The following is an 18697-nucleotide window of genomic DNA, read 5'->3' on the forward strand; positions in this document are numbered from 1 at the left end:
GGGTGGGGGTGGTCCGAGCGCTCGGTCCGCGGTCACAGTCTGCCCGAACATCCGTGCTCGGCGTGACGTCCGCGGGGTGCCCGGGTCGCGGGCCGTGGCCGGGGAATCACGGGCGGACTACGGTCGTAGGTGGGACCGCGGGGACGCCGGGCCGCGGCGGCCGTCCCGCGCGCGGGCCCCTTGGAGGAACGTACAGGATGCCGGACGGCACGGCCGCCGGGGATTCATGCCATCGGTGACTGCCCCCGGCGGAGGTCACCGGGTTCACTGGCCGGACAGTGCCGGACACGCCCCGCGGCCGGATCCTGCCGGGCCGGGACGGGACGACGTGAGGAGGCATCCGGATGGAGTTCCTTCGCCCCTCCGACTGGGCCGGGGCGCTCGCGGCGAAGGCCGAGCACCCGGCCGCGCTGCCCGTCGCCGGCGGCACCGACGTCATGGTCGAGCTGAACTTCGGTCTGCGCCGGCCGCCCGCGGTCCTCGACCTGAACCGCGTCGGCGAGCTCGCCGAGTGGTCGCGGGACGGCGCGGTGGTCCGGCTCGGCGCCGCCGTCCCCTACAGCCGGATCATCGGCGAGCTGTCCGGGCCGCTGCCCGGTCTGGCGCTGGCCGCCCGCACCGTCGGCTCCCCGCAGATCCGCAACCGGGGCAGCGTCGGCGGCAACCTGGGCGCCGCCTCGCCGGCCGGCGACGCGCACCCGCCGCTGCTGGCGGCCGGACGGGACGTGCTCGTCGAGGCGGACTCGGTGCGCGGCACCCGGCTGATCCCGATCGACGACTTCTACCGCGGGGTGAAGCGCAACGCCCTGGAACCCGACGAGCTGATCCGCGCCGTGCGGATCCCGGTCGCCGACGGCCCGCAGCAGTTCTCCAAGGTCGGCACCCGCAACGCGATGGTGATCGCGGTCTGCGCGTTCGCCCTCGCGCTGCACCCGCGCACCCGCACCGTCGGCACCGGCCTCGGCTCGGCCGCCCCCACCCCGCGGCGCGCCGTCGAGGCCGAGCAGTACCTGCGGGAGGTGCTCGCCGAACGCGGCCGGTGGGACAGCGGCGAGCCGCCGGGCGCCGAGGAGCTCCGGCGGTTCGGCGAGCTGGTCGCCGCCGCCGCCGACCCGATCGACGACGTCCGGGGCAGCGCCGACTACCGGCGCCACGCGCTCGCCGTGATGGCGCGGCGCACGCTCACCTGGGCCTGGAACGACTACCGCGAGCGGACCGGGAGCGCGGCATGGGCATGAGGGTCACGTTCACCGCCAACGGCAGGCCGGTCGAGGCCGACGACGTGTGGGAGGGCGAGAGCCTGCTGTACGTGCTGCGCGAGCGCCTCGGCCTGCCCGGCTCGAAGAACGCCTGCGAGCAGGGCGAGTGCGGCTCCTGCACGGTCTACCTGGACGGCCTGCCGGTCTGCGCCTGCCTGGTCGCGGCCGGCCAGGTCCAGGACCGCGAGGTGCGCACCGTCGAGGGCCTCGGCGCGCGGGACGGCGGGCTGGGCGTCGTCCAGCAGGCGTTCCTGGACGCCGGCGCCGTCCAGTGCGGCTTCTGCACGCCCGGCCTGCTGGTGCAGACCGACGCGCTGCTGGCCCGGGACCCGCGGCCGTGCGACGCGGACATCCGCGAGGCGCTGTCGGGCAACCTGTGCCGGTGCACCGGCTACGAGACGATCATGGACGCGGTGCGGCTGGCCGCCGCCCGCACCCGCGCGGGCCGGGGGGCCGGGGCCGACGGGGCGGACCGGGCGGTCCGGCCGGACCGGCCGGACCCGGCCGAGGGGACGGTGACCGGATGAGCGCGCGGACCGTGCAGGGCGAGAAGAACCTGCAGGACATCCGGCAGAGCAGCCCGCACGGTGTCGGAGGCTCACCGCTGCGCCCGGACGGCACGCTGAAGGTGCGCGGCGAGTTCGCGTACTCCTCCGACCTGTGGCACGAGTCGATGCTCTGGGGCACGACGCTGCGCTCGCCGCACGCCCGGGCGAACATCCGCTCCGTCGACGTCTCCGGGGCGCTCGCCGTGCCCGGCGTGTTCGCGGTGCTCACCCACGAGGACATCCCCGGCGAGAAGTACTACGGGCTGGACGTCCCCGACCAGCCGGCCCTGGCGATCGACCGGATCCGCTACCACGGCGAGCCCGTCGCACTCGTCGCCGCCGACCACCCGGAGACCGCCCGGCGCGCGGCCCGGAACATCGAGGTCGACTACGAGGTGCTCACCCCGATCGTCACCGAGGAGCAGTGCCTCGACCCGCGGACGTACGGCTACGTGCACGAACCGCACGAGTACCGCTCGCACGCCCACGGCAACATCTGCCACGAGCAGCGGCTGGTCCACGGCCTGGGCGTCACCGACGAGGTGCGGGCGATGGCGGACGTGGTGGTCCGCGGCAGCTACGAGGTCGGCATGCAGGACCAGGCCTTCCTCGGCCCGGAATCCGGGCTGGCGGTGCCGGCCGAGGACGGCGGCGTCGACCTCTACGTCGCCACCCAGTGGCTGCACGCGGACCGCCGGCAGATGGCGCCGGTGCTCGGGCTGCCCGAGGAGAAGGTCCGGCTCACCCTGGCCGGAGTCGGCGGGGCGTTCGGCGGCCGGGAGGACCTCTCGATGCAGATCCACGCCTGCCTGCTGGCGCTGCGCACCGGCAGACCGGTCAAGATCGTCTACTCCCGGGACGAGTCGTTCCTCGGCCACGTCCACCGCCACCCCGCGCGGATGACCTACGAGCACGGCGCCACCCGGGACGGCAGGCTGGTCTACTCCGACGCCCGGATCGTGCTGGACGGCGGCGCGTACGCCTCCACCTCGCCCGCCGTGGTCGGCAACGCGGCCTCGCTGGGCAACGGCCCGTACGTGATCCCGAACGTGCGGATGCACGCCCTCGCGCTGTACAGCAACAACCCGTCCTGCGGGGCGATGCGCGGCTTCGGCGCGGTGCAGGCGGCGTTCGGCTACGAGAGCCAGATGGACCGGCTGGCCGCCGAACTGGGCATGGACCCGGTCGGGTTCCGCCAGCTCAACGCCGTGCGGCAGGGCGACCGGATGCCCACCGGCCAGGAGATCGACGCGCCCGCGCCGGTCGCCGAACTGCTGCGGCGGGTCAAGGACATGCCGCTGCCCCCGCCGCTGGAGGCGCGGGACCCCGACCTGCGCCGGCTGCCCGGCGGGCTGTCCAACACCTCGCACGGCGAGGGCGTCGTGCGCGGCGTCGGCTACTCGGTCGGCATCAAGAACGTCGGCTTCTCCGAGGGCTTCGACGACCACTCCACCGCGCGGGTGCGGCTGGAGGTGATCGGCGGCGAGCCGGTCGCCCTGGTGCACACGGCGATGGCCGAGGTCGGCCAGGGCGGTGTCACCGTGCACGCGCAGATCGCCCGCACCGAGCTGGGCGTCGAGCAGGTGACCATCCAGCCCGCCGACACCCGGATCGGCTCGGCCGGCTCCACCTCCGCCTCCCGGCAGACCTACATGACCGGCGGCGCGGTCAAGCTGGCCGCCGAGGCCGTGCGGCGGGAGCTGATCGAGCGCGGCCGGCGCCGCTACGGCTGGACCGGGGACGACCTCACGCTCGCCGACGGCAAGGTCGTCTCCGCGTCGGCCGGGCCGCTGGTCCCCATCACCGACCTGCTCGGCGACGAGGCGATCGACCTGACCCGCGAGCACCGCCACCGCCCCACCGCCCCGTTCGACCCGGAGACCGGGCAGGGCTTCGGCCACGTCCAGTACTCCTTCTGCGCCAACCGCGCGGTGGTCGACGTGGACGTCGAACTGGGGCTGGTCAAGGTGGTCGAGCTGAGCGCCGTCCAGGACGTCGGGCGGGCGGTCAACCCGCTCGCGGTGGTCGGCCAGATCCAGGGCGCCTGCACCCAGGCGCTCGGGCTCGCGGTGATGGAGGAGATCGTCCTGCGGGACGGGAAGGTGCGCAACGCCTCCTTCACCGACTACCTCGTCCCGACCATCCTGGACACCCCGCCGATCCCGGTCGAGATCCTCGAACTGCCCGACCCGCACGCCCCGTACGGGCTGCGCGGGGTGGGCGAGGCACCGACCGTCTCGGCCACGCCGTCGATCGTGGCGGCCGTCCGCGCGGCCACCGGGCTGGCCCTGAACCGGATCCCGGTGCGGCCCGAGCACCTGACCACCGAACGGCCCGGGACGGCGTAGGCGCGGGGAGGTCGCGGGCGCCGGTGCAGCGTACGGCGCGGGGACGGTGCGGGCGCCGGACGGCCGGTGCCGGGACGGTGCGACCTGGCCGCCCGGGTGCCCGCCGCCGTACGGGATCGTTCTCCCGTACGGCGGCGGTGCCCCCGGTGGCCCGGTTCGCCCACCCTCGACAGCGCGAAGGAGCTCCCGTCATGCAGGACATCGCCGAGCAGTTGCTGGCCTGGCACGCGGCCGGCCGCCCGTTCGCCGTGGCCACCGTCGTCGGGGTCACCGGCAGCGCCCCGCGCGACCCGGGCGCCGCACTCGCCGTCGACGCGCACGGCGAGGCCGTCGGCAGCGTCTCCGGTGGCTGTGTCGAGGGGGCCGTCTACGAGCTGTGCCGGGCCGCCCTCGCCTCCGGCGAACCGGTGCTGGAACGGTTCGGCTACAGCGACGAGGACGCCTTCGCCGTCGGACTGACCTGCGGCGGCGCCCTGGACGTCCTCGTCCAACCGGTCGTGCCCGGCGCGGACCCGGCGCTGGACGCCGGCATCGCGCTCATCGCCGCCGGCACCCCCGTGGCGCTCGCCCGGGTCGTCGCCGGACCGGCCGGACTGCTCGGCGCCACCCTCGCCGTCACCGCCGACGACCACCACGGCGCCCTCGCGCCCGCCCCCGCGGTGTCGACCGCGCTGGACCGGGCCGCCGTCGCCGAAGCGCGCGCCCTGCTCGACGCCGGCCGCACCGGCCGGCTCGTCCTCGGCCTCGACGGGCGCCCCTGCGACGAGCGCGGGCGGGGCACCGTCACCCTGTTCGTCGAGTCGTACGTGCCCGCGCCGAGGATGCTGGTGTTCGGTGCGATCGACTTCGCCGCGGCGGTGGTGCGGATCGGCCGGTTCCTCGGCTACCACGTCACCGTCTGCGACGCCCGGCCCGTCTTCGCCACCGAGCGGCGCTTCCCCGAGGCCGACCGGGTCGTCGTCGACTGGCCGCACCGCTACCTGGACTCCCAGCTGGACCGGCTGGACGGCCGCACGGTGCTCTGCGTGCTCACCCACGACGCCAGGTTCGACCTCCCGCTGCTGGAGCGCGCGCTGCGGCTGCCGCTCGGCTTCGTCGGGGCGATGGGCTCGCGCCGCACCCACCGCGAGCGGGAGGCGAAGCTGCGCGAGGCCGGGCTGACCGACGCCGAACTCGCCCGGCTGCACTCCCCCATCGGCCTCGACCTCGGCGCCCGTACCCCCGAGGAGACGGCCGTCTCGGTCGCCGCCGAGATCGTCGCGCACCGGCGGGGCGGCGGCTGCCTGCCGCTGAGCTCCGGGGACGGGCCGATCCACCACGACCACGACCACGCCGCGGTGGTGGACGGTCCGGCGGATGGCCGGGTGGCGGGCCGGGCGAAGGGCCGGGCGGAGGGCCCTGGTGAGCCGCACGCCGCCTGAGCGGTGCGGCTTCAGCTCACGACGTTGTAGGCCTCGCAGATCAGCGGCGCGGCCGTCGGCACACCGACCTCGCGCAGGATCGGCATCAGCACCGCCGCGAAGTGCTCGTACGCCTCCCGCGACTCCCAGACGTCGGTGACGTGCCAGCCTTCGCCGTCCTCCGTCGGACCGGCCGCGTGCAGCAGCAGGCCGCGCACCGGCCAGTCCTCGGGCCGGTTCAGGCCGGCGCCGCCGGTCAGCCGGTCCACCGCCTCCTCGTACTGCTCCAGGGTCACCCCGGGGAGGTCGAGCACCGCGATGATCGCCATGGGGCGGCTCCTGTTCCTGCCGACGGCCCGACGGTCCGTCGCCGCTCGGTGCCTCCCAGTGCAGCCCGCTCGCCGCCGCGTCGGCCAACCCGGTACCGCCGAACGGGTGAATTGCGGGCCCCGCGCGGCGGCGGGAGGCTGGAGACGAGGACTCGCCCGAGCCCGGGAAGGGGCACCGCCATGCGTGTGCTGCTGGAGATCGAACTCGACACCCAGACCGCCAACGGGGCCGTCGCCGACGGCGCCGTCGCGGAGAAGTTCGGCCGGATCATGGCCGACCTCAAGCCCGAGGCCGCCTACGCCTTCCCCCGCCACGGCCGGCGCTGTCAGATCATCGTCGTGGACGTGCCCGACGAGGCCGCCGTGGTGGCGGTCTGCGAGCCCTTCTGGCTGGAGTTCAACGCCCATGTCGACATGCACATCTGCATGGACCCGGAGCAGTTGGCCGAGGGCCTGCGGCGGCTGGGCCGCTGAGCCCCCGAAGACCCGCCCCGCCGCGTCAGTCGGAGACCGCGAGCTTCACGCCGAACCCGACCACCACCACACCGGTCACCCGGTCCATCGCCCGGCGCGCCGCCGGACGGCGCAGCCAGCCGCGCAGCACCCGGGCGAAGCCCACCAGCACCAGCGACCAGAGCAGGCCCTCCACGACGTGCACGCAGGTCAACGCCACCCCGGCGGCGAAGTGCGGGACCCCCGCCGGGATGAACTGCGGCAGCACCGCCACGTAGAAGACGCCCACCTTGGGGTTCAGCAGATTGGTCAGCAGGCCGCGCCGCCAGCCGGACGCCAGTCCGCCCGCCGGGGCCTTCTCCTCGGCCGCCCCCTGCGCCTGCTCGTCCCCGTCCGCGTCGCCGTCCCCGGCCCGGGCGCGGATCATCCCGATCCCCATCCACACCAGGTACGCGGCGCCCGCCCAGCGCAGCACCTCGTAGCCGACCCGGGAGGCGGTGAGCAGCGCCGTCACCCCGGCGGAGGTGAGCGTCCCCCAGAGCAGCGTGCCGGTCTGGATGCCGAGCACCACGCCCCAGGCCTGCCGCCGGTGGCCCAGGGCCGACGTCCGCAGGATCAGGGCGGTGTCCAGCCCCGGGGTGAGCGTCAGCAGTCCCACGACGAGGGCGAAGGACCAGAGAGCAGTCGTCATTTCCATGGACCCTCATCGTACGGGGGGACGGATCGTCGGCCGCACCGGTTTTTGACCTGCGGATTCTCAGGAAAACGGCGGCCGGTCAGGCCGACCGGCGCACCCGCTCGGCGACCCGGCGCCCTTCCTGCTCGGTCGGGTCGTACTCCACCCGCTGACCCTCGGTCAGCACCCGGTCACCGTCGCCGCCGCCGGCCGTCAGGATCGAGTCGAAGTACACGTACAGCGGCGGACCGTCGTCGTCGGGGGTGATCAGACCGTACCCGTGGTTCGCGTGGTAGGACTGCACGGTGCCGGTGGCCATCGGGTCTCCTCGATTCCGGTGATGGGCGCGTGGGCCCGCACACCCCCCGGCACCCATGATCGGTGCTGAACCGGCCGGGCGCGCGCCCCGGCCCCGAACGGGAGGACGGCCCGCCGATGCGCACCGCCCGGGCGATCTCGCTGCTCCTGCTGCTCCAGGCGCGCCGCAGCATGACCGGCGCCGAACTCGCCGCCGAACTGGAGGTCTCCGAGCGCACCGTGCAGCGTGACGTGCTGGCCCTGGCCGAGGCCGGCGTCCCGGTGTACGCCGACCGCGGGCGGGCCGGCGGCTACCGGCTGCTCGACGGCTACCGCACCCGGCTGACCGGCCTCGACCGCACCGAGGCGGAGGTGCTGCTGCTGGCCGGACTGCCCGGTCCGCTCGGGGACATGGGCCTCGCCGATCCGGCGCTGGCCGCCCGGCTCAAGGTGGCCGGCGAACTCGGCGAGGCGCCGGCCGCCGGGGCCCGGCGGTTCCACCTGGACGCGCCCGGTTGGTTCCGCGACGCGCCCGTGCCGCCGCTGCTGGCCGAGGTCGCGCGGGCGGTGTGGGGCGGGCGGCTGCTGCGGGCGGGCTACCGGCGGCGTCCCGGGGCCGGCCCGGAGGCGGCCTCGGCCTCGGCCGGGGCCCCGGCGGCCGACGCGGACGCGAACGCGATCGCGGTCGAGCGGATGCGGGTGCTGCGGCCGTACGGGCTGGTGCTGAAGGCGGGCACCTGGTACCTGGTCGCCCGGCCCGACGACGACGGAGCCGCCGCCCACCGGGTCTACCGGGTCGACCGGCTGGCCGCCGCCGAAGCGCTGGCCGACCGGCCGTTCCGGCGCGACGAGGCGTTCGACCTCGCCGCGTTCTGGGACGCCAAGGCCGCCGGGTTCGCCCGCTCACTGCTGCGCGAGCGGGTGACCGTCCGGCTCAGCCCGCACGGCCTCGACCGGCTGCCGCACCTGCTCGAACCGGTCGCCGTCCAGGAGGCGCTGGCCACCGCCGGACCACCGGACGCGCACGGCTGGGTGACGGTCCGGCTGCCCGTGGAGTCGCTGGACGTCGGCTACGAGGAACTGCTGCGGCTCGGACCGGAGGCCGAGGTCCTCGAACCGCCGGAGCTGCGGCGGCGGCTGGCCGAGGCCGCGGCCCGCACCGCCGCCCGCTACGGCCCGCCTCAGCGGTAGCCGGCCGGGTCGACGGGGCCGTCCGCCGCCTCCACGTCCACCAGGTAGCGCCAGGAATCCGGCCGGCTGCCGTCCAGATCGGTGAAGCCGTACTCCAGCGCCAGCCCGCCGCTGGAGAACGAACCGCCGTTGAACCGCGCCACCCCCGGGTCGGCGGCCAGCGCCACCACCGCGCGCCCGACGTACGCCGGGGACTCCGAGATGCCGAACTGCGGCTCGGCCGCCGTCGCCTCGCGCCAGGTCGCCTCGGTGACGCCGAAGTGCTCCAGCATCATCTCCGAACGCATCCACCCCGGCGTCAGCGCCACCGCCGTCGCCCCGCGCGGGCCCAGCTCGTGCCCCAGCGCGAAGGCCATCCGCAGCACGGCGGCCTTGGCGACGTCGTAGAAGAAGGAGTTCCGGTAGCGGGTGGCGTTGTACTCGGCGGTGCCGTCGGTCATCTCCACCACCAGCCCGCCGGGGCGGCGCAGCAGCAGGGGCAGCAGGTGGTGGCTGGTGATCGCGTGCGTCTCGACGGCCAGCCGCAGCAGCCGCAGCCCCTTGTCCAGGTCGTGCTCCCAGACCGGCTCCTCCCACCCGAACAGGTGCTCGCCGCCCCAGATGTCGTTCACCAGGACGTCCAGCCCGCCCTGCTCAGCCTCGATCCGCGCGGCCACCGCCGCGACCTCGGCGGGCACCAGGTGGTCGGCGCGCACCGCGATGCCGTGCCCGCCGGCCGCCGTGACCAGCTCGGCCGTCTCCTCCAGGGTCTCCGCACGCCCGTACTCGCCCCGGTGCCCCCCGGCGCTTCGCCCCGTCCCGTACACGGTCGCCCCGGCGGCCCCCAGCGCCACCGCGATCCCCCGCCCGGCGCCCCGGGTGGCCCCCGCCACCAGCGCGACCTTGCCCTTCAGCGGCTGCTCCGTCATCCCTCGCCCTTCCTCGCGTCCGGTGGTGTCTCCACCCGTCACCACCGATGCTCCCCCGGAATCCCGACACCTCCTGTCGGGATTCCGGGAGAACCAGGAAGAACCGGGGACGAGAACCGTGGAACGATGAACGACTGCCACGCCAACGGATCACCGTCGCCCGTCGGTCAGTCCGCCGAACCGGGCGGGACCACCCACCGGGTCGACTGACCCGTCACCGCGGCGATCATGTCGTAGTCGCCGTCGTAGTGCAGGACGGTCGCGCCGTGGCGCTCGGCTGTAGCAGCGATGACGAGGTCCGCCACCGAGAGGGCCCGCCAGTTGCCGGCGGCGGTCAACAGAGCCTGGACCTCGATCGCCCGGTCCCACACCTCGTCCGGGGTCGCCAGCCAGTCGAAGCCGGAAAGGCCTTCGCGGATCCGGTCGGCGTCGGACTTGGACCGCGCACTGTGCATGATTTCGAGTTCGACGGCACCGCAGAGTGCGAGCAGCCCTTCATTGAACAGCCGGTCGACCACGACCCGGACCGCCGGCTTGGAGTAGCGGGCGAAAGCCGACTTGTCGATCAGGAAGCGCTCACTCACCCTTGTCCACCGGTCCGGTGAGATCGGGCAGTCCGCCCTCGGCGAGCCACGCGAGGAACTCCCTGCCCTTGCGGCGCTTGACGGCGTCCTCGAGGGCGGCGTTGACCGTCGCGACCTTGGTCGATGTGCCGAAGATCTCTGCGGCCTCGGCCAGCAGAGCGTCATTGACGTCTATCACGGTACGGGCCATGGTCGACCTCCCAGAAGCGGCACAGCGCCTGCGATATCAGGCTCAAGCCTATCCGATATCACGGCCTGGGGAGCCGCTCAGGTGACGTTGAGGCGGGCGGCCAGGCGCAGCAGGCCCGGGGCGAGGCGGCTGAGGAAACGGGCGGCCTTGGCCTCGGGGGTGACGGGGACGACGGCCTTGCCGGTGCGGACGGCGGCGAGGACGGCGGCGGCGACCTTCTCGGGCGGGAAGCCCCGGCGGGCGTAGAGGCGGGCGGCGCGGGCCTGCTTGGCGGCCTGTTCGTCGGCGGTGGTGCCGGAGAAGGTGGAGGTGCGGGTGATGTTGGTGTTGACGATGCCGGGGCAGATGGTGGAGACGCCGATGCCGTGGCCGGCGAGTTCGGCGCGCAGGCAGTCGGAGAGCATGAAGACGGCGGCCTTGCTGGTCGCGTAGGCGGTGAGCGCCTTGGACGGCAGGTAGGCGGCGGCCGAGGAGAGGTTGACGATGTGGCCGCCCTCGTCGCGTTCGGCCATCAGGGTGCCGAAGGCGCGGCAGCCGTGGATGACGCCCCAGAGGTTGACGTCCAGGACCCGCTGCCACTCCTTCTCGGTGGTCTCCAGGAAGGTGCCGGAGTGACCGATGCCCGCGTTGTTGACGACCACGTCGGGCACGCCGTGCTCGGCGGCCACCTGCTGGGCGAAGGCGTCGACGGCGGCGCCGTCGCTGACGTCGACGCGGTAGGCGTGCGCGGTCGGGCCGAGCAGGCCGGCGAGTTCGGCGGTGCGGCGGGCCGCGTCGAGGTCGAGGTCGCAGACCACCACCCGGGCGCCCTCCTCGGCGAAGGCGAGCGCGGTGGCCCGGCCGATGCCGCTGCCGCCTCCGGTGACGACGACCAGCCGGCCGTCGTCGACGGTGGGTGCGCTGGACGCTCCGGACGCTCCGGATGCGACGGATGCGGCGGACGCGGCGGTGTCGCCGGTCTCGGTGCGGGTGACGTGCTCGCGGACCATGGCCGCCACGGTGGCTCCCTTCTCCAGCAGCGCGGACCAGTGGGTGGCGCGCAGGGTGCGGCGGGTCAGCCTGGGCACCCAGCGCTCCAGGCCCTCGAAGAGGTAACCGCCGACGTAGTGGTCCTCGGTGAGGGTGATCAGCTGGACCGGCACCTCGGTGGGGCGTTCGCGCGGGTTGCGCAGGGTGGGGCGCATGTTGGCCCGGTAGAGCTCGATGCCGCGCACCGCGTCGCGCCGCAGGCTGGGCTGCGGGTGACCGGGGCGCGGGGTGACGCCCTCCAGGTCGCGCAGCACCCGCGGCCAGGCCCGGGCGAGGCCGAGCCGCCAGACGCCGGGGGCGAGGAAGGGCAGGTGGAAGGCGGTGATGTACCAGGAGTGGGCGCCCTGGGCGAGCAGTTGCCTCAGGTGGCGCGGGGTGGGGCGGCGCAGGCGCTCGCGCAGCCAGAAGCCCGTGTGGTCCAGGCAGGGGCCGGACATGGTGGTGTAGGAGGCGAGGCGGCGTTCGGCGCCGGGGGCGGTGACGGCCTCCCAGGACTGCAGTGAGCCCCAGTCATGGGCGACGAGGTGCACCGGGCGATCCGGGCTGACGGCGTCGGCGACGGCGAACAGGTCGGCGGCCAGCTGTTCGAGGCGGTAGCCGGCCCGGTCGGCGGGGACGCCGGAGGCGCCGGCGCCGCGCACGTCGTAGCGGACCACGTGGTGGTCGCGGGCGAGGTCGGCGGCGACGTCGTCCCAGACGGCGTGGGTGTCGGGGTAGCCGTGGACCAGCAGGACGGTGGGCGCGGCCGGGTCGCCCTGCTCGTGGACGGCGAGCGGCAGGCCTCCGGAGTGGACCGTGCGGCGGCGGGTGGGGGTGCTCATCGGACGGCTCCCTCGGGGGCGGCGGTGGGCTCGGTCGCGGTCGGGCCGGGACTGGTCCGGCCGGCCGCGGTCGGGCCGCTGCCGGTCGGGCCGGTCCCGGTCGCGATGGGGGCAGTATTCCAGCGGCGGACGTGCGGGAGGTCGTCGTCGAGCCAGTAGGCGTCGTCCTCCGTCACCACCAGCAGTTCCTCGAACTTGATGCCGACCTCGCGGAAGCCGATGTGCGGCTCCACCGCCCACAGGCCCGGGGTGGGCGTGTGCCGGGAGGACCGGCCGTCCGCCCAGAGCGGGGAACGGCCGTGCAGGCGCTCGCTGACGAGTTCGCGCCCGAGCGTCTGGAGGGTGCGCACGCCGAAGCCGAAGACGTTCACCCCGGCCGGGCCGCGGGCCGTCGTCCGGGTGACCTGGTGGCCGATCACCCGGCCCGGGTAGACGCGGTGGCGGTTGTCGTAGCCGTGCGCCTCGATCTGCGCGTCGACGGCCGCGTACACCTCGGCGAGCGGCCTGCGGGCGCGGACCTCGGCGAGGATCAGCTCGCGGTAGACCCGCAGGTCGGCGGCGAGGCGGTCCCAGACGCGGTTCTCGCCGACCTTGCCGCCGTAGCCGATGTCGGCGGTGTAGCCGTCGACGACGGGCGCGCAGTCCAGCACGTACGGCATGCCCTCCTGAAGGCGGCGGTTGCCGGCGAAGAACTGCAGCGGGGTGTGGAAGTGGCGGAACGCCGTCCGGTCGCCGAACCAGGCGAACGGGACGTGGAAGAAGTCCTGGACCCCGGCGGCGACCAGACGGCGGCGCAGTTCGGCGGTGGCCTGGCGTTCGGTGACGCCGGGTTCGATCCAGGCGGCGACCTGCTCGGCGCAGTCGTAGGCGAGCTGCTGGGTCTCGCGGAAGCGGGCGAGGTCGCGCTCGGTGAACGGGAAGGCGGGGGTGGCGGAGGTGCGCGGCACGGCGGGGTTCCCTTCTAGACGTCGAGCACGAGGGTCTCGCCCTCGGCTGCGCGGGAGACGCAGGGCAGCAGGGCGCCGGCGGCGCGCCGGTCGGGGGTGAGGCGGCGGTCGCGGTGGTCGGGGGTGCCGGCCAGCAGGCGGACCTCGCAGGTGCCGCAGAAGCCCTGCTTGCAGGAGTAGGCGAGGTCGGGGCGGGCCTCGCGGAGCACGTCCAGGGCGGAGCGGTCGGCGGGGACGGCCAGCTCGGGGCCGTCGGTGCCGAGGCGGACGGTGAACCGCTCACCGCCGGTGACCGGGGCGGCGCCGAAGCGTTCGAAGTGCAGGGAGGCGGCGGGCGAGGCGTCGAGGGCCCGCTGCACGGCGGCGAGCATCGGGGCCGGGCCGCAGCAGTAGACGGCGGCGCCGCGGGGGGCGTGGGCGAGAAGTTCCGCGCCGGTGGGCGGGGCGCCGTGCTCCTCGTCGGTGCGCAGGTGGACCCGGCGGGGGTCGAGGGCGCGCAGTTCGGCGGCGAACGGGAGGGTGTCGGCGCCGCGGCCGGTGTGGACCAACTGCCAGTCCAGGCCGTGCCGCTGGGCCTCGCGGGCCATCGGGAACAGCGGAGTGACGCCGATGCCGCCGGCCAGCAGCAGCACGGCCGGCTCGGCGCAGAAGGCGAAGCCGTTGCGCGGGCGGCGGACGGTGAGCCGGGTGCCGGGGTGCACGCCGTCGTGGATCTCGACGGAGCCGCCGCCACCGTCGGGCAGGCGGCGCACGGCGATCCGGTAGGCCGAGCGGTCGGCGGGGTCCCCGCAGAGCGAGTAGTGGCGCCGGCGGCCGGAGGGGAGCGTGAGGCCCAGGTGGGCGCCGGGCTGCCAGGCCGGGAGGAGGCCGCCGGAAGGGTCGGCGAGGGTCAGCTCGACGGCGTCGGCGGCGACGGCCCGGCGGGCGGTGACGACCAGGTGGAGCGCCGTGGCCGGGCGGCTGAGGGGGCGTCGCGGGTTGCGGCGCAGCAGCGGGCCGCCGAGGGCGGGGCCGTAGCGGTCGCCGAACGCGGTGAGGAAGCGGAAGAAGGTGTCGGCGCGGGGACGGCCGTAGAGATCGGGGGGCGGGGTGCGCAGGTCCATCCGGCGGGGTCCTTGGGGGCTCGGGTGGTACGGGCTCGGGTCCTGGGGGCCTGACAGTTGACGGCTGACGACCGACAGCTGACAGATTTCAGCTGACAGATAACGTCAGCTGAAATCTGTCAGCTGTCATCTGCTACCTGTCGGCCGTCAGCCGTTCCCGGTCGGTGCTCGACCGTCGGCTCCGGCGGTCAGCGGCCGGCGGCGGCGCGGGCGGCTGGGGAGGTCGCGAGGTAGCCGAGGGCCTGGCTGGAGGAGCCCTCCTGGGTGGGGTGGTAGCCGGGGCGCAGGTAGCGCAGGCCGGAGCGGAGCGACCGGACCGGGTCGGGCAGCAGGCCGCGCCGGGCGATCCGGCCGGCCTCGCGCCAGGTGGGCTTGAGCCGGCCGTCGAGGGTGGGGTCGGCGGCGAGCAGGAAGCGGGCGCCGCGCACCCAGAGGTGGACCAGCAGCGGCCCGGAGACCAGCATGCCGCGGATCCGGCGCGCGTAGCCGGGGTCGAGGTGCACCATCAGGTCGAAGGCCACGCTGCGGTGCTCGACCTCCTCGGCCCCGTGCCAGCGCAGCAGGTCGAGCATGGTCGGGTCGGCCTTGGCGCGGTCCAGGCCCGGCGAGTTGAGCGCCCAGTTGCCGAGGAAGGCGGTGAAGTGCTCGATCGCCGCGACGAAGGCGACCCGCTCGATGAGGTTCTCGCGCTGCCGGGCGGCGGAGAGGCCGGGCTTGTCGCCGAGCACCCGCTGGAACAGCCAGGCGATCTGGCGCACGTAGGGGCGCGGGTCGAGGCCCTGGCCGAGCAGGTGGTCGAGGACCTCCTGGTGCGCCTCGGCGTGGATGGCCTCCTGGCCGATGAACCCCAGGACCTCCTCCCGGAGTTGCTCGTCGCGGACCATCGGCAGGGCCTCCTTGAAGACCTTGACGAACCAGCGCTCGCCCTCGGGCAGGAGCAGGTGCAGGACGTTGATGACGTGGGTGGCCATCGGCTCGTCGGGGATCCAGTGCAGCGGCAGACCGGCCCAGTCGAAGTGGACGTCGCGGGGTTCCAGGACGAGGCCCTCGTGCACCCGGGCGGCGGGCGCGGTGAGGGCCGGGACGGGGGTGGGGCTGGGCATGGGAGGGCCCTCCTGACCTGCGGGTGGCGGCTCGACCCGGCACAACGTACTCGCGGGTAGCCCTCGCCACAAGGGTTTCGGCACGCCTTATCGACATCGAGTCTAATAAGTGTCCCCCGACACGGACCCACGCCCGGCCGCCCGGCGAACCGCCTCCCGGAAACACGAGGACCCCGCCGGAGCGGGGTCCCTGGGCACGCGGTCCGGTCAGACCGCCATCGCGAGCATCAGCGGCGCGGCGCGGGCGGCGAGCAGTTCGGCCGCCGCCTTCAGCCGGTGCACGTTGTCCACCGGCATCGAGGTGGCCAGGCAGCCGACCGTGCTGCCGGCGGTCACCGGGACGGCCGCGCAGACCGTGCCGAGGGCGTACTCCTGGATGTCCAGCACCGGCACGGTGGCCGGCTGGCGCTCCAGCCGGTGCATCAGCTGGTCGGCGTCGGTGACCGTCCGCGAGGTGAGCCGGGCCACCGGGTGGCGCGAGAGGTGGTCACGGCGCGCGTCGTGGTCGAGCTGGCCGAGCAGGCACTTGCCGATCGCACTCGCGTGCGCGGTGGCGCGGAAGTCCACCCACTCCTGCACCGCCGGAGCGCCGTCCGACGCCGAGACCGCCTCGACCGACAACTCCCCCTCGTGATACCGGCCGAAGTACACCGCGGCACCCAACTCGTCCCGCAGCTGCGCGAGTTTGCTGTCCAGCCGGGCGCGGACCAGCTGCTCCCGGTTGTGCTGGCCGAGCAGCGCGAACGTCCCGCCGAGCACCCAACCGCCGTCCTGGCAGGCCAGGTAGCCCTCGATCTCCAGGATCTCCGCGAGCCGGCGGACCGTCGGCAACCCCAGGGACGTCTCCCTCGCCAGGGTGACCAGGGTGGCACCGCCGGGGTGCCGGTCGACCGCCTCCAGCAGTCTGAGGGCGTGCTGCAGGGAGGCGAACGAACCGGGCACGCCCTGCTCCGGTACGGCGTGACGGCCCGGGGCTGGTGTCGACATGTCGTCCCCTTCCGATGTCCCCCCGCGGCGTGACCGGCGGGTAGGGTCCAGCCTATCGACCGGCGGACGCCGCCATCGCCTCCTCGCGGGATATTCGGGCAGGCCCGGTGGAACACTTGACTGGCATATGCCCCACCGCGCCCCCTCATACCCCCTTGCGGTCACGGGTGATCAGCGGTGCGGCACCACGGGGTCGTTGCTGCCCGTACCGACCCGGGCCTCCGAAACCGCGAGGTCGCGGAAGCCGAAGCCCGTCCCGCCGGCACGCCCGGCCACTCGCAGAACACCACCGCGCCCCCGATCGCGCCGGCGCCCCACGGCCCGTCGGGCGGCTGGCCGCCGGGCCGGCGGCGAACCGACAGCCCGGTGTTGTACGGGAAGGCCGTCAAGCACTCGCCGGACCGGGCGGCCTCCGGGCGCCCGCCGCAGCAGCGGACCGCAGGCGGTCCGTGACCGCGGTGCAGCCGGTGCGGACGATCGTCGCCGACCGCACCCGAGCCGACTCGCCCCGGCCGCGGGCGCGGTCACCCGCACTGGGCCGGGGCGGAACCGGGGCGGTGGAGCTGGACGCCGAAGGGCTCGCCGGCAAGGTCCACCACGCGGCCGCGCAGCCAGGTGGTGCGCACGGCGCCGGTGAGGGTACGGCCCGCGTACGGGGTCACCGGGTGGCGGTGGTGCAACTCGGCGGCGTGGACGGTGAACTCGCCGTCCGGGTCGAAGGCGACCAGATCGGCATCGTGGCCGACCGCTATGGCGCCCTTCCGCCCGTCGAGGCCGGCCAGCCGGGCCGGCCCCGCGGACATCGAGCGGACCACGTCGGCGAGGGTGTGGCCGCGCCGCCGGGCCTCGGTCCAGACGGCCCGCAGGCCCAGCTGGAGCGAGGCGATGCCGCCCCAGGCCGCCGCGAAGTCCCCGCTACCGCCGTGCGCGGGAAGTAACTTGAGGTCGGGCGTGGACGGCGAGTGGTCGGACACCACGGCGGCGAACTCCCCCGCCGCCAGGGCCGCCCAGAGCGCCTCGCGGTTGGCCTCCTCGCGGATCGGCGGGCAGCACTTGAACGCGGTGCCGCCGTCCGGGACCTCCTCCGCGCCCAGGGTGAGGTAGTGCGGGCAGGTCTCGGCGGAAACGTCGACGCCCTCCGCGCGGGCCCGGCGCAGCAGTGGCAGCACCCCCGCCGAGGAGACGTGCAGGACGTGCACCCGGGCGCCGGTGCGGCGAGCCGCCGCCAGCAGCCGGGCGACGGCGGCGGTCTCGGCGGCGGCGGGGCGGGAGGCGAGGAAGTCCCGGTAGCGGACGCCGGGTTGCCACGGTGCCGCGGCCAGCACGGCCGGGTCCTCGGCATGGACGACCGCCAGCGCGCCGAGCCGGGCCTGCTCGGCGAGCGCGGCCTCCAGTCCGGCCGCGTCCAGGTGCGGGAACTCCTCGACGCCGCTCGGCGCGAGGAAGGACTTGAAGCCGAACACGCCCGCACGGTGCAGGGGTTCGAGGTCGGCCAGGTTCTCGGGGACGGCCCCGCCCCAGAAGCCGAGGTCCACCCAGGCCCGCCCCTCGGCGGCCTTCCGCTTGGCCGCCAGGCCGGCGGTCGTGGTGGTGGGGGGAACCGCGTTGAGCGGCATGTCGACGAGGGTGGTGACGCCGCCGGCCGCGGCGGCCCGGGTGACGGCGGCGAAGCCCTCCCACTCGGTGCGACCGGGCTCGTTGGCATGCACGTGGGTGTCGACCAGGCCGGGCAGCAGGGCGGTCCCACCCAGGTCGGCCGTCGGGGCACCGTCGGCCGGGACGGAGCCGTGCGCGGCGATCCGCGCGATCCTCCCGTCGCGGACCAGTACGTCGGCGGGGCGTTCGCCGTCCGGCAGGACCACCCGACGGGAGCGGATCACCACGGTTTCACCCAGGGGCACGGGGACCTCCGAAGCCTGGACGAGGGCGGGTGGATCGAAGGACGGCCCGGAGCCTAGGCCCGCCTTCGACAGGACGTCAATGGACCGGGCAGCGGTGCGGCGAGTCCCATGCCGTCATCCGGCGACGGGATCCACGTCATGGACCAGGAAGTGGAGTTGCACGTCGTCGGTGGAATCCGCCCACAGCCCTTCCGCGTCGAGGACGGATGCTGCGACCATCCGGGCCTCGGCGACGAGTTCGGGGTGGTGGTTGAAGCCCGGCCACGGCAGGACGGGGTAGCCGTTCTCCTCGCCGAACCGCCGAACCCGCTCGATGTCGCCCAGGGCCGCGGGCGGAGGTGACTCGTTCGCCCACGTCCGCAGCCAGGACTGCCGGGGGATGCCGACACTGCCGATCACCGTGAGCCGACCGGCGAGGAAGACCTTGCCGGCGCGCGACCAGGTGATCCGCGCGTCATCCATCGACCACTCGTCCTGCACGTCACCCGACAGTCCGAAGCGGTCGATCATGAGGGCCTGCCGAGTGCGGGCGCGTTCGCGAGCTGCGAACACGACCTCCTCCCATGCGCGGTGGTCGTGCTTCGATCGGTCGTCCACTGCCGTGTCTCCTCGCGCCGGAACGG

The 18697-nt window shown here is 74.9% G+C and carries 19 protein-coding genes; 6 read left to right on the forward strand and 13 right to left on the reverse strand.

Annotation, left to right across the window (positions count from 1 at the left end; translation table 11 throughout):
* Window positions 1-344: 344 nt before the first annotated feature.
* From ACFVUH_RS00860 to ACFVUH_RS00875, 4 genes are all read left to right on the forward strand, one after another.
* Window positions 345-1238, forward strand: coding sequence for an FAD binding domain-containing protein (locus ACFVUH_RS00860; RefSeq protein WP_355365923.1), 894 nt, complete (start codon window positions 345-347; stop codon window positions 1236-1238).
* Complete coding sequence (locus tag ACFVUH_RS00865; protein WP_387910748.1) at window positions 1235-1786, forward strand: (2Fe-2S)-binding protein; 552 nt, start codon at window positions 1235-1237, stop codon at window positions 1784-1786. The genes ACFVUH_RS00860 and ACFVUH_RS00865 overlap by 4 nt, the downstream gene beginning before the upstream one ends.
* Window positions 1783-4155, forward strand: coding sequence for a xanthine dehydrogenase subunit D (pucD, locus tag ACFVUH_RS00870; protein WP_387910255.1), 2373 nt, complete (start codon window positions 1783-1785; stop codon window positions 4153-4155). The genes ACFVUH_RS00865 and pucD overlap by 4 nt, the downstream gene beginning before the upstream one ends.
* 191 nt (window positions 4156-4346) lie before the next feature.
* Window positions 4347-5576, forward strand: a complete 1230-nt coding sequence (locus tag ACFVUH_RS00875) for an XdhC family protein (protein ID WP_387910257.1) — start codon at window positions 4347-4349, stop codon at window positions 5574-5576.
* A gap of 11 nt (window positions 5577-5587) precedes the next feature.
* On the opposite strand, the gene ACFVUH_RS00880 is transcribed toward ACFVUH_RS00875, so the two are convergent.
* Entirely contained in the window at window positions 5588-5884 is a 297-nt protein-coding gene (locus ACFVUH_RS00880) for a hypothetical protein (RefSeq protein ID WP_355365914.1), read from the reverse strand.
* Between the two features lie 180 nt (window positions 5885-6064).
* On the opposite strand from ACFVUH_RS00880, the gene ACFVUH_RS00885 reads away from it, so the two are divergent.
* Window positions 6065-6358 carry a hypothetical protein gene (locus ACFVUH_RS00885; protein WP_387910259.1) on the forward strand — a complete coding sequence of 98 codons (294 nt, stop codon included), beginning with the start codon at window positions 6065-6067 and terminating at the stop codon, window positions 6356-6358.
* Window positions 6359-6383: 25 nt separating this feature from the next.
* On the opposite strand, the gene ACFVUH_RS00890 is transcribed toward ACFVUH_RS00885, so the two are convergent.
* Both ACFVUH_RS00890 and ACFVUH_RS00895 read right to left on the reverse strand, forming a co-directional pair.
* Window positions 6384-7034, reverse strand: a complete 651-nt coding sequence (locus ACFVUH_RS00890; RefSeq protein WP_387910261.1) for a LysE family translocator — start codon at window positions 7032-7034, stop codon at window positions 6384-6386.
* A 79-nt stretch (window positions 7035-7113) separates the two neighbouring features.
* The gene (locus ACFVUH_RS00895) at window positions 7114-7332 is read right to left on the reverse strand and encodes a cold-shock protein (protein WP_380679176.1); all 219 of its coding nucleotides are present in this window, start codon (window positions 7330-7332) and stop codon (window positions 7114-7116) included.
* A 116-nt stretch (window positions 7333-7448) separates the two neighbouring features.
* Here ACFVUH_RS00895 and ACFVUH_RS00900 point away from each other — a divergent pair, with 116 nt between their 5' ends.
* Window positions 7449-8501 carry a helix-turn-helix transcriptional regulator gene (locus ACFVUH_RS00900; protein ID WP_387910750.1) on the forward strand — a complete coding sequence of 351 codons (1053 nt, stop codon included), beginning with the start codon at window positions 7449-7451 and terminating at the stop codon, window positions 8499-8501.
* On the opposite strand, the gene ACFVUH_RS00905 is transcribed toward ACFVUH_RS00900, so the two are convergent.
* From ACFVUH_RS00905 to ACFVUH_RS00950, 10 genes are all read right to left on the reverse strand, one after another.
* Window positions 8492-9409, reverse strand: coding sequence for an SDR family oxidoreductase (locus ACFVUH_RS00905; protein ID WP_355365899.1), 918 nt, complete (start codon window positions 9407-9409; stop codon window positions 8492-8494). The genes ACFVUH_RS00900 and ACFVUH_RS00905 overlap by 10 nt on opposite strands.
* A 167-nt stretch (window positions 9410-9576) precedes the next feature.
* Window positions 9577-9993 (reverse strand): PIN domain nuclease, encoded by a 417-nt coding sequence (locus ACFVUH_RS00910; RefSeq protein WP_387910262.1) that lies wholly within the window; start codon window positions 9991-9993, stop codon window positions 9577-9579.
* On the reverse strand, window positions 9986-10183 hold the full coding sequence (locus ACFVUH_RS00915; protein WP_387910263.1) for a type II toxin-antitoxin system VapB family antitoxin: 198 nt from the start codon (window positions 10181-10183) through the stop codon (window positions 9986-9988). Before ACFVUH_RS00915 ends, ACFVUH_RS00910 begins: the two co-directional genes overlap by 8 nt.
* A 77-nt stretch (window positions 10184-10260) precedes the next feature.
* A complete protein-coding gene (locus tag ACFVUH_RS00920; RefSeq protein ID WP_387910265.1) occupies window positions 10261-12033 on the reverse strand; it encodes an SDR family oxidoreductase in 1773 nt (590 codons plus the stop codon).
* Window positions 12030-12980 carry a M24 family metallopeptidase gene (locus tag ACFVUH_RS00925; RefSeq protein WP_387910266.1) on the reverse strand — a complete coding sequence of 317 codons (951 nt, stop codon included), beginning with the start codon at window positions 12978-12980 and terminating at the stop codon, window positions 12030-12032. Before ACFVUH_RS00925 ends, ACFVUH_RS00920 begins: the two co-directional genes overlap by 4 nt.
* Window positions 12981-12994: 14 nt before the next feature.
* Window positions 12995-14083 carry a PDR/VanB family oxidoreductase gene (locus ACFVUH_RS00930; RefSeq protein WP_387910267.1) on the reverse strand — a complete coding sequence of 363 codons (1089 nt, stop codon included), beginning with the start codon at window positions 14081-14083 and terminating at the stop codon, window positions 12995-12997.
* Between the two features lie 188 nt (window positions 14084-14271).
* A complete protein-coding gene (locus ACFVUH_RS00935) occupies window positions 14272-15186 on the reverse strand; it encodes a metal-dependent hydrolase (RefSeq protein ID WP_387910268.1) in 915 nt (304 codons plus the stop codon).
* A gap of 207 nt (window positions 15187-15393) precedes the next feature.
* Entirely contained in the window at window positions 15394-16173 is a 780-nt protein-coding gene (locus tag ACFVUH_RS00940) for an IclR family transcriptional regulator (RefSeq protein ID WP_387910270.1), read from the reverse strand.
* 524 nt (window positions 16174-16697) lie between these two features.
* Window positions 16698-18074: an allantoinase AllB gene (allB, locus tag ACFVUH_RS00945; protein ID WP_387910271.1), complete on the reverse strand. Its 1377-nt coding sequence runs from the start codon at window positions 18072-18074 to the stop codon at window positions 16698-16700.
* A 114-nt stretch (window positions 18075-18188) separates the two neighbouring features.
* Window positions 18189-18671 (reverse strand): DUF6882 domain-containing protein, encoded by a 483-nt coding sequence (locus ACFVUH_RS00950; protein WP_387910273.1) that lies wholly within the window; start codon window positions 18669-18671, stop codon window positions 18189-18191.
* Between the last annotated feature and the right edge of the window lie 26 nt (window positions 18672-18697).

The sequence above is a fragment of the Kitasatospora sp. NPDC058032 genome (assembly GCF_042885845.1).
Lineage (GTDB): Bacteria > Actinomycetota > Actinomycetes > Streptomycetales > Streptomycetaceae > Kitasatospora.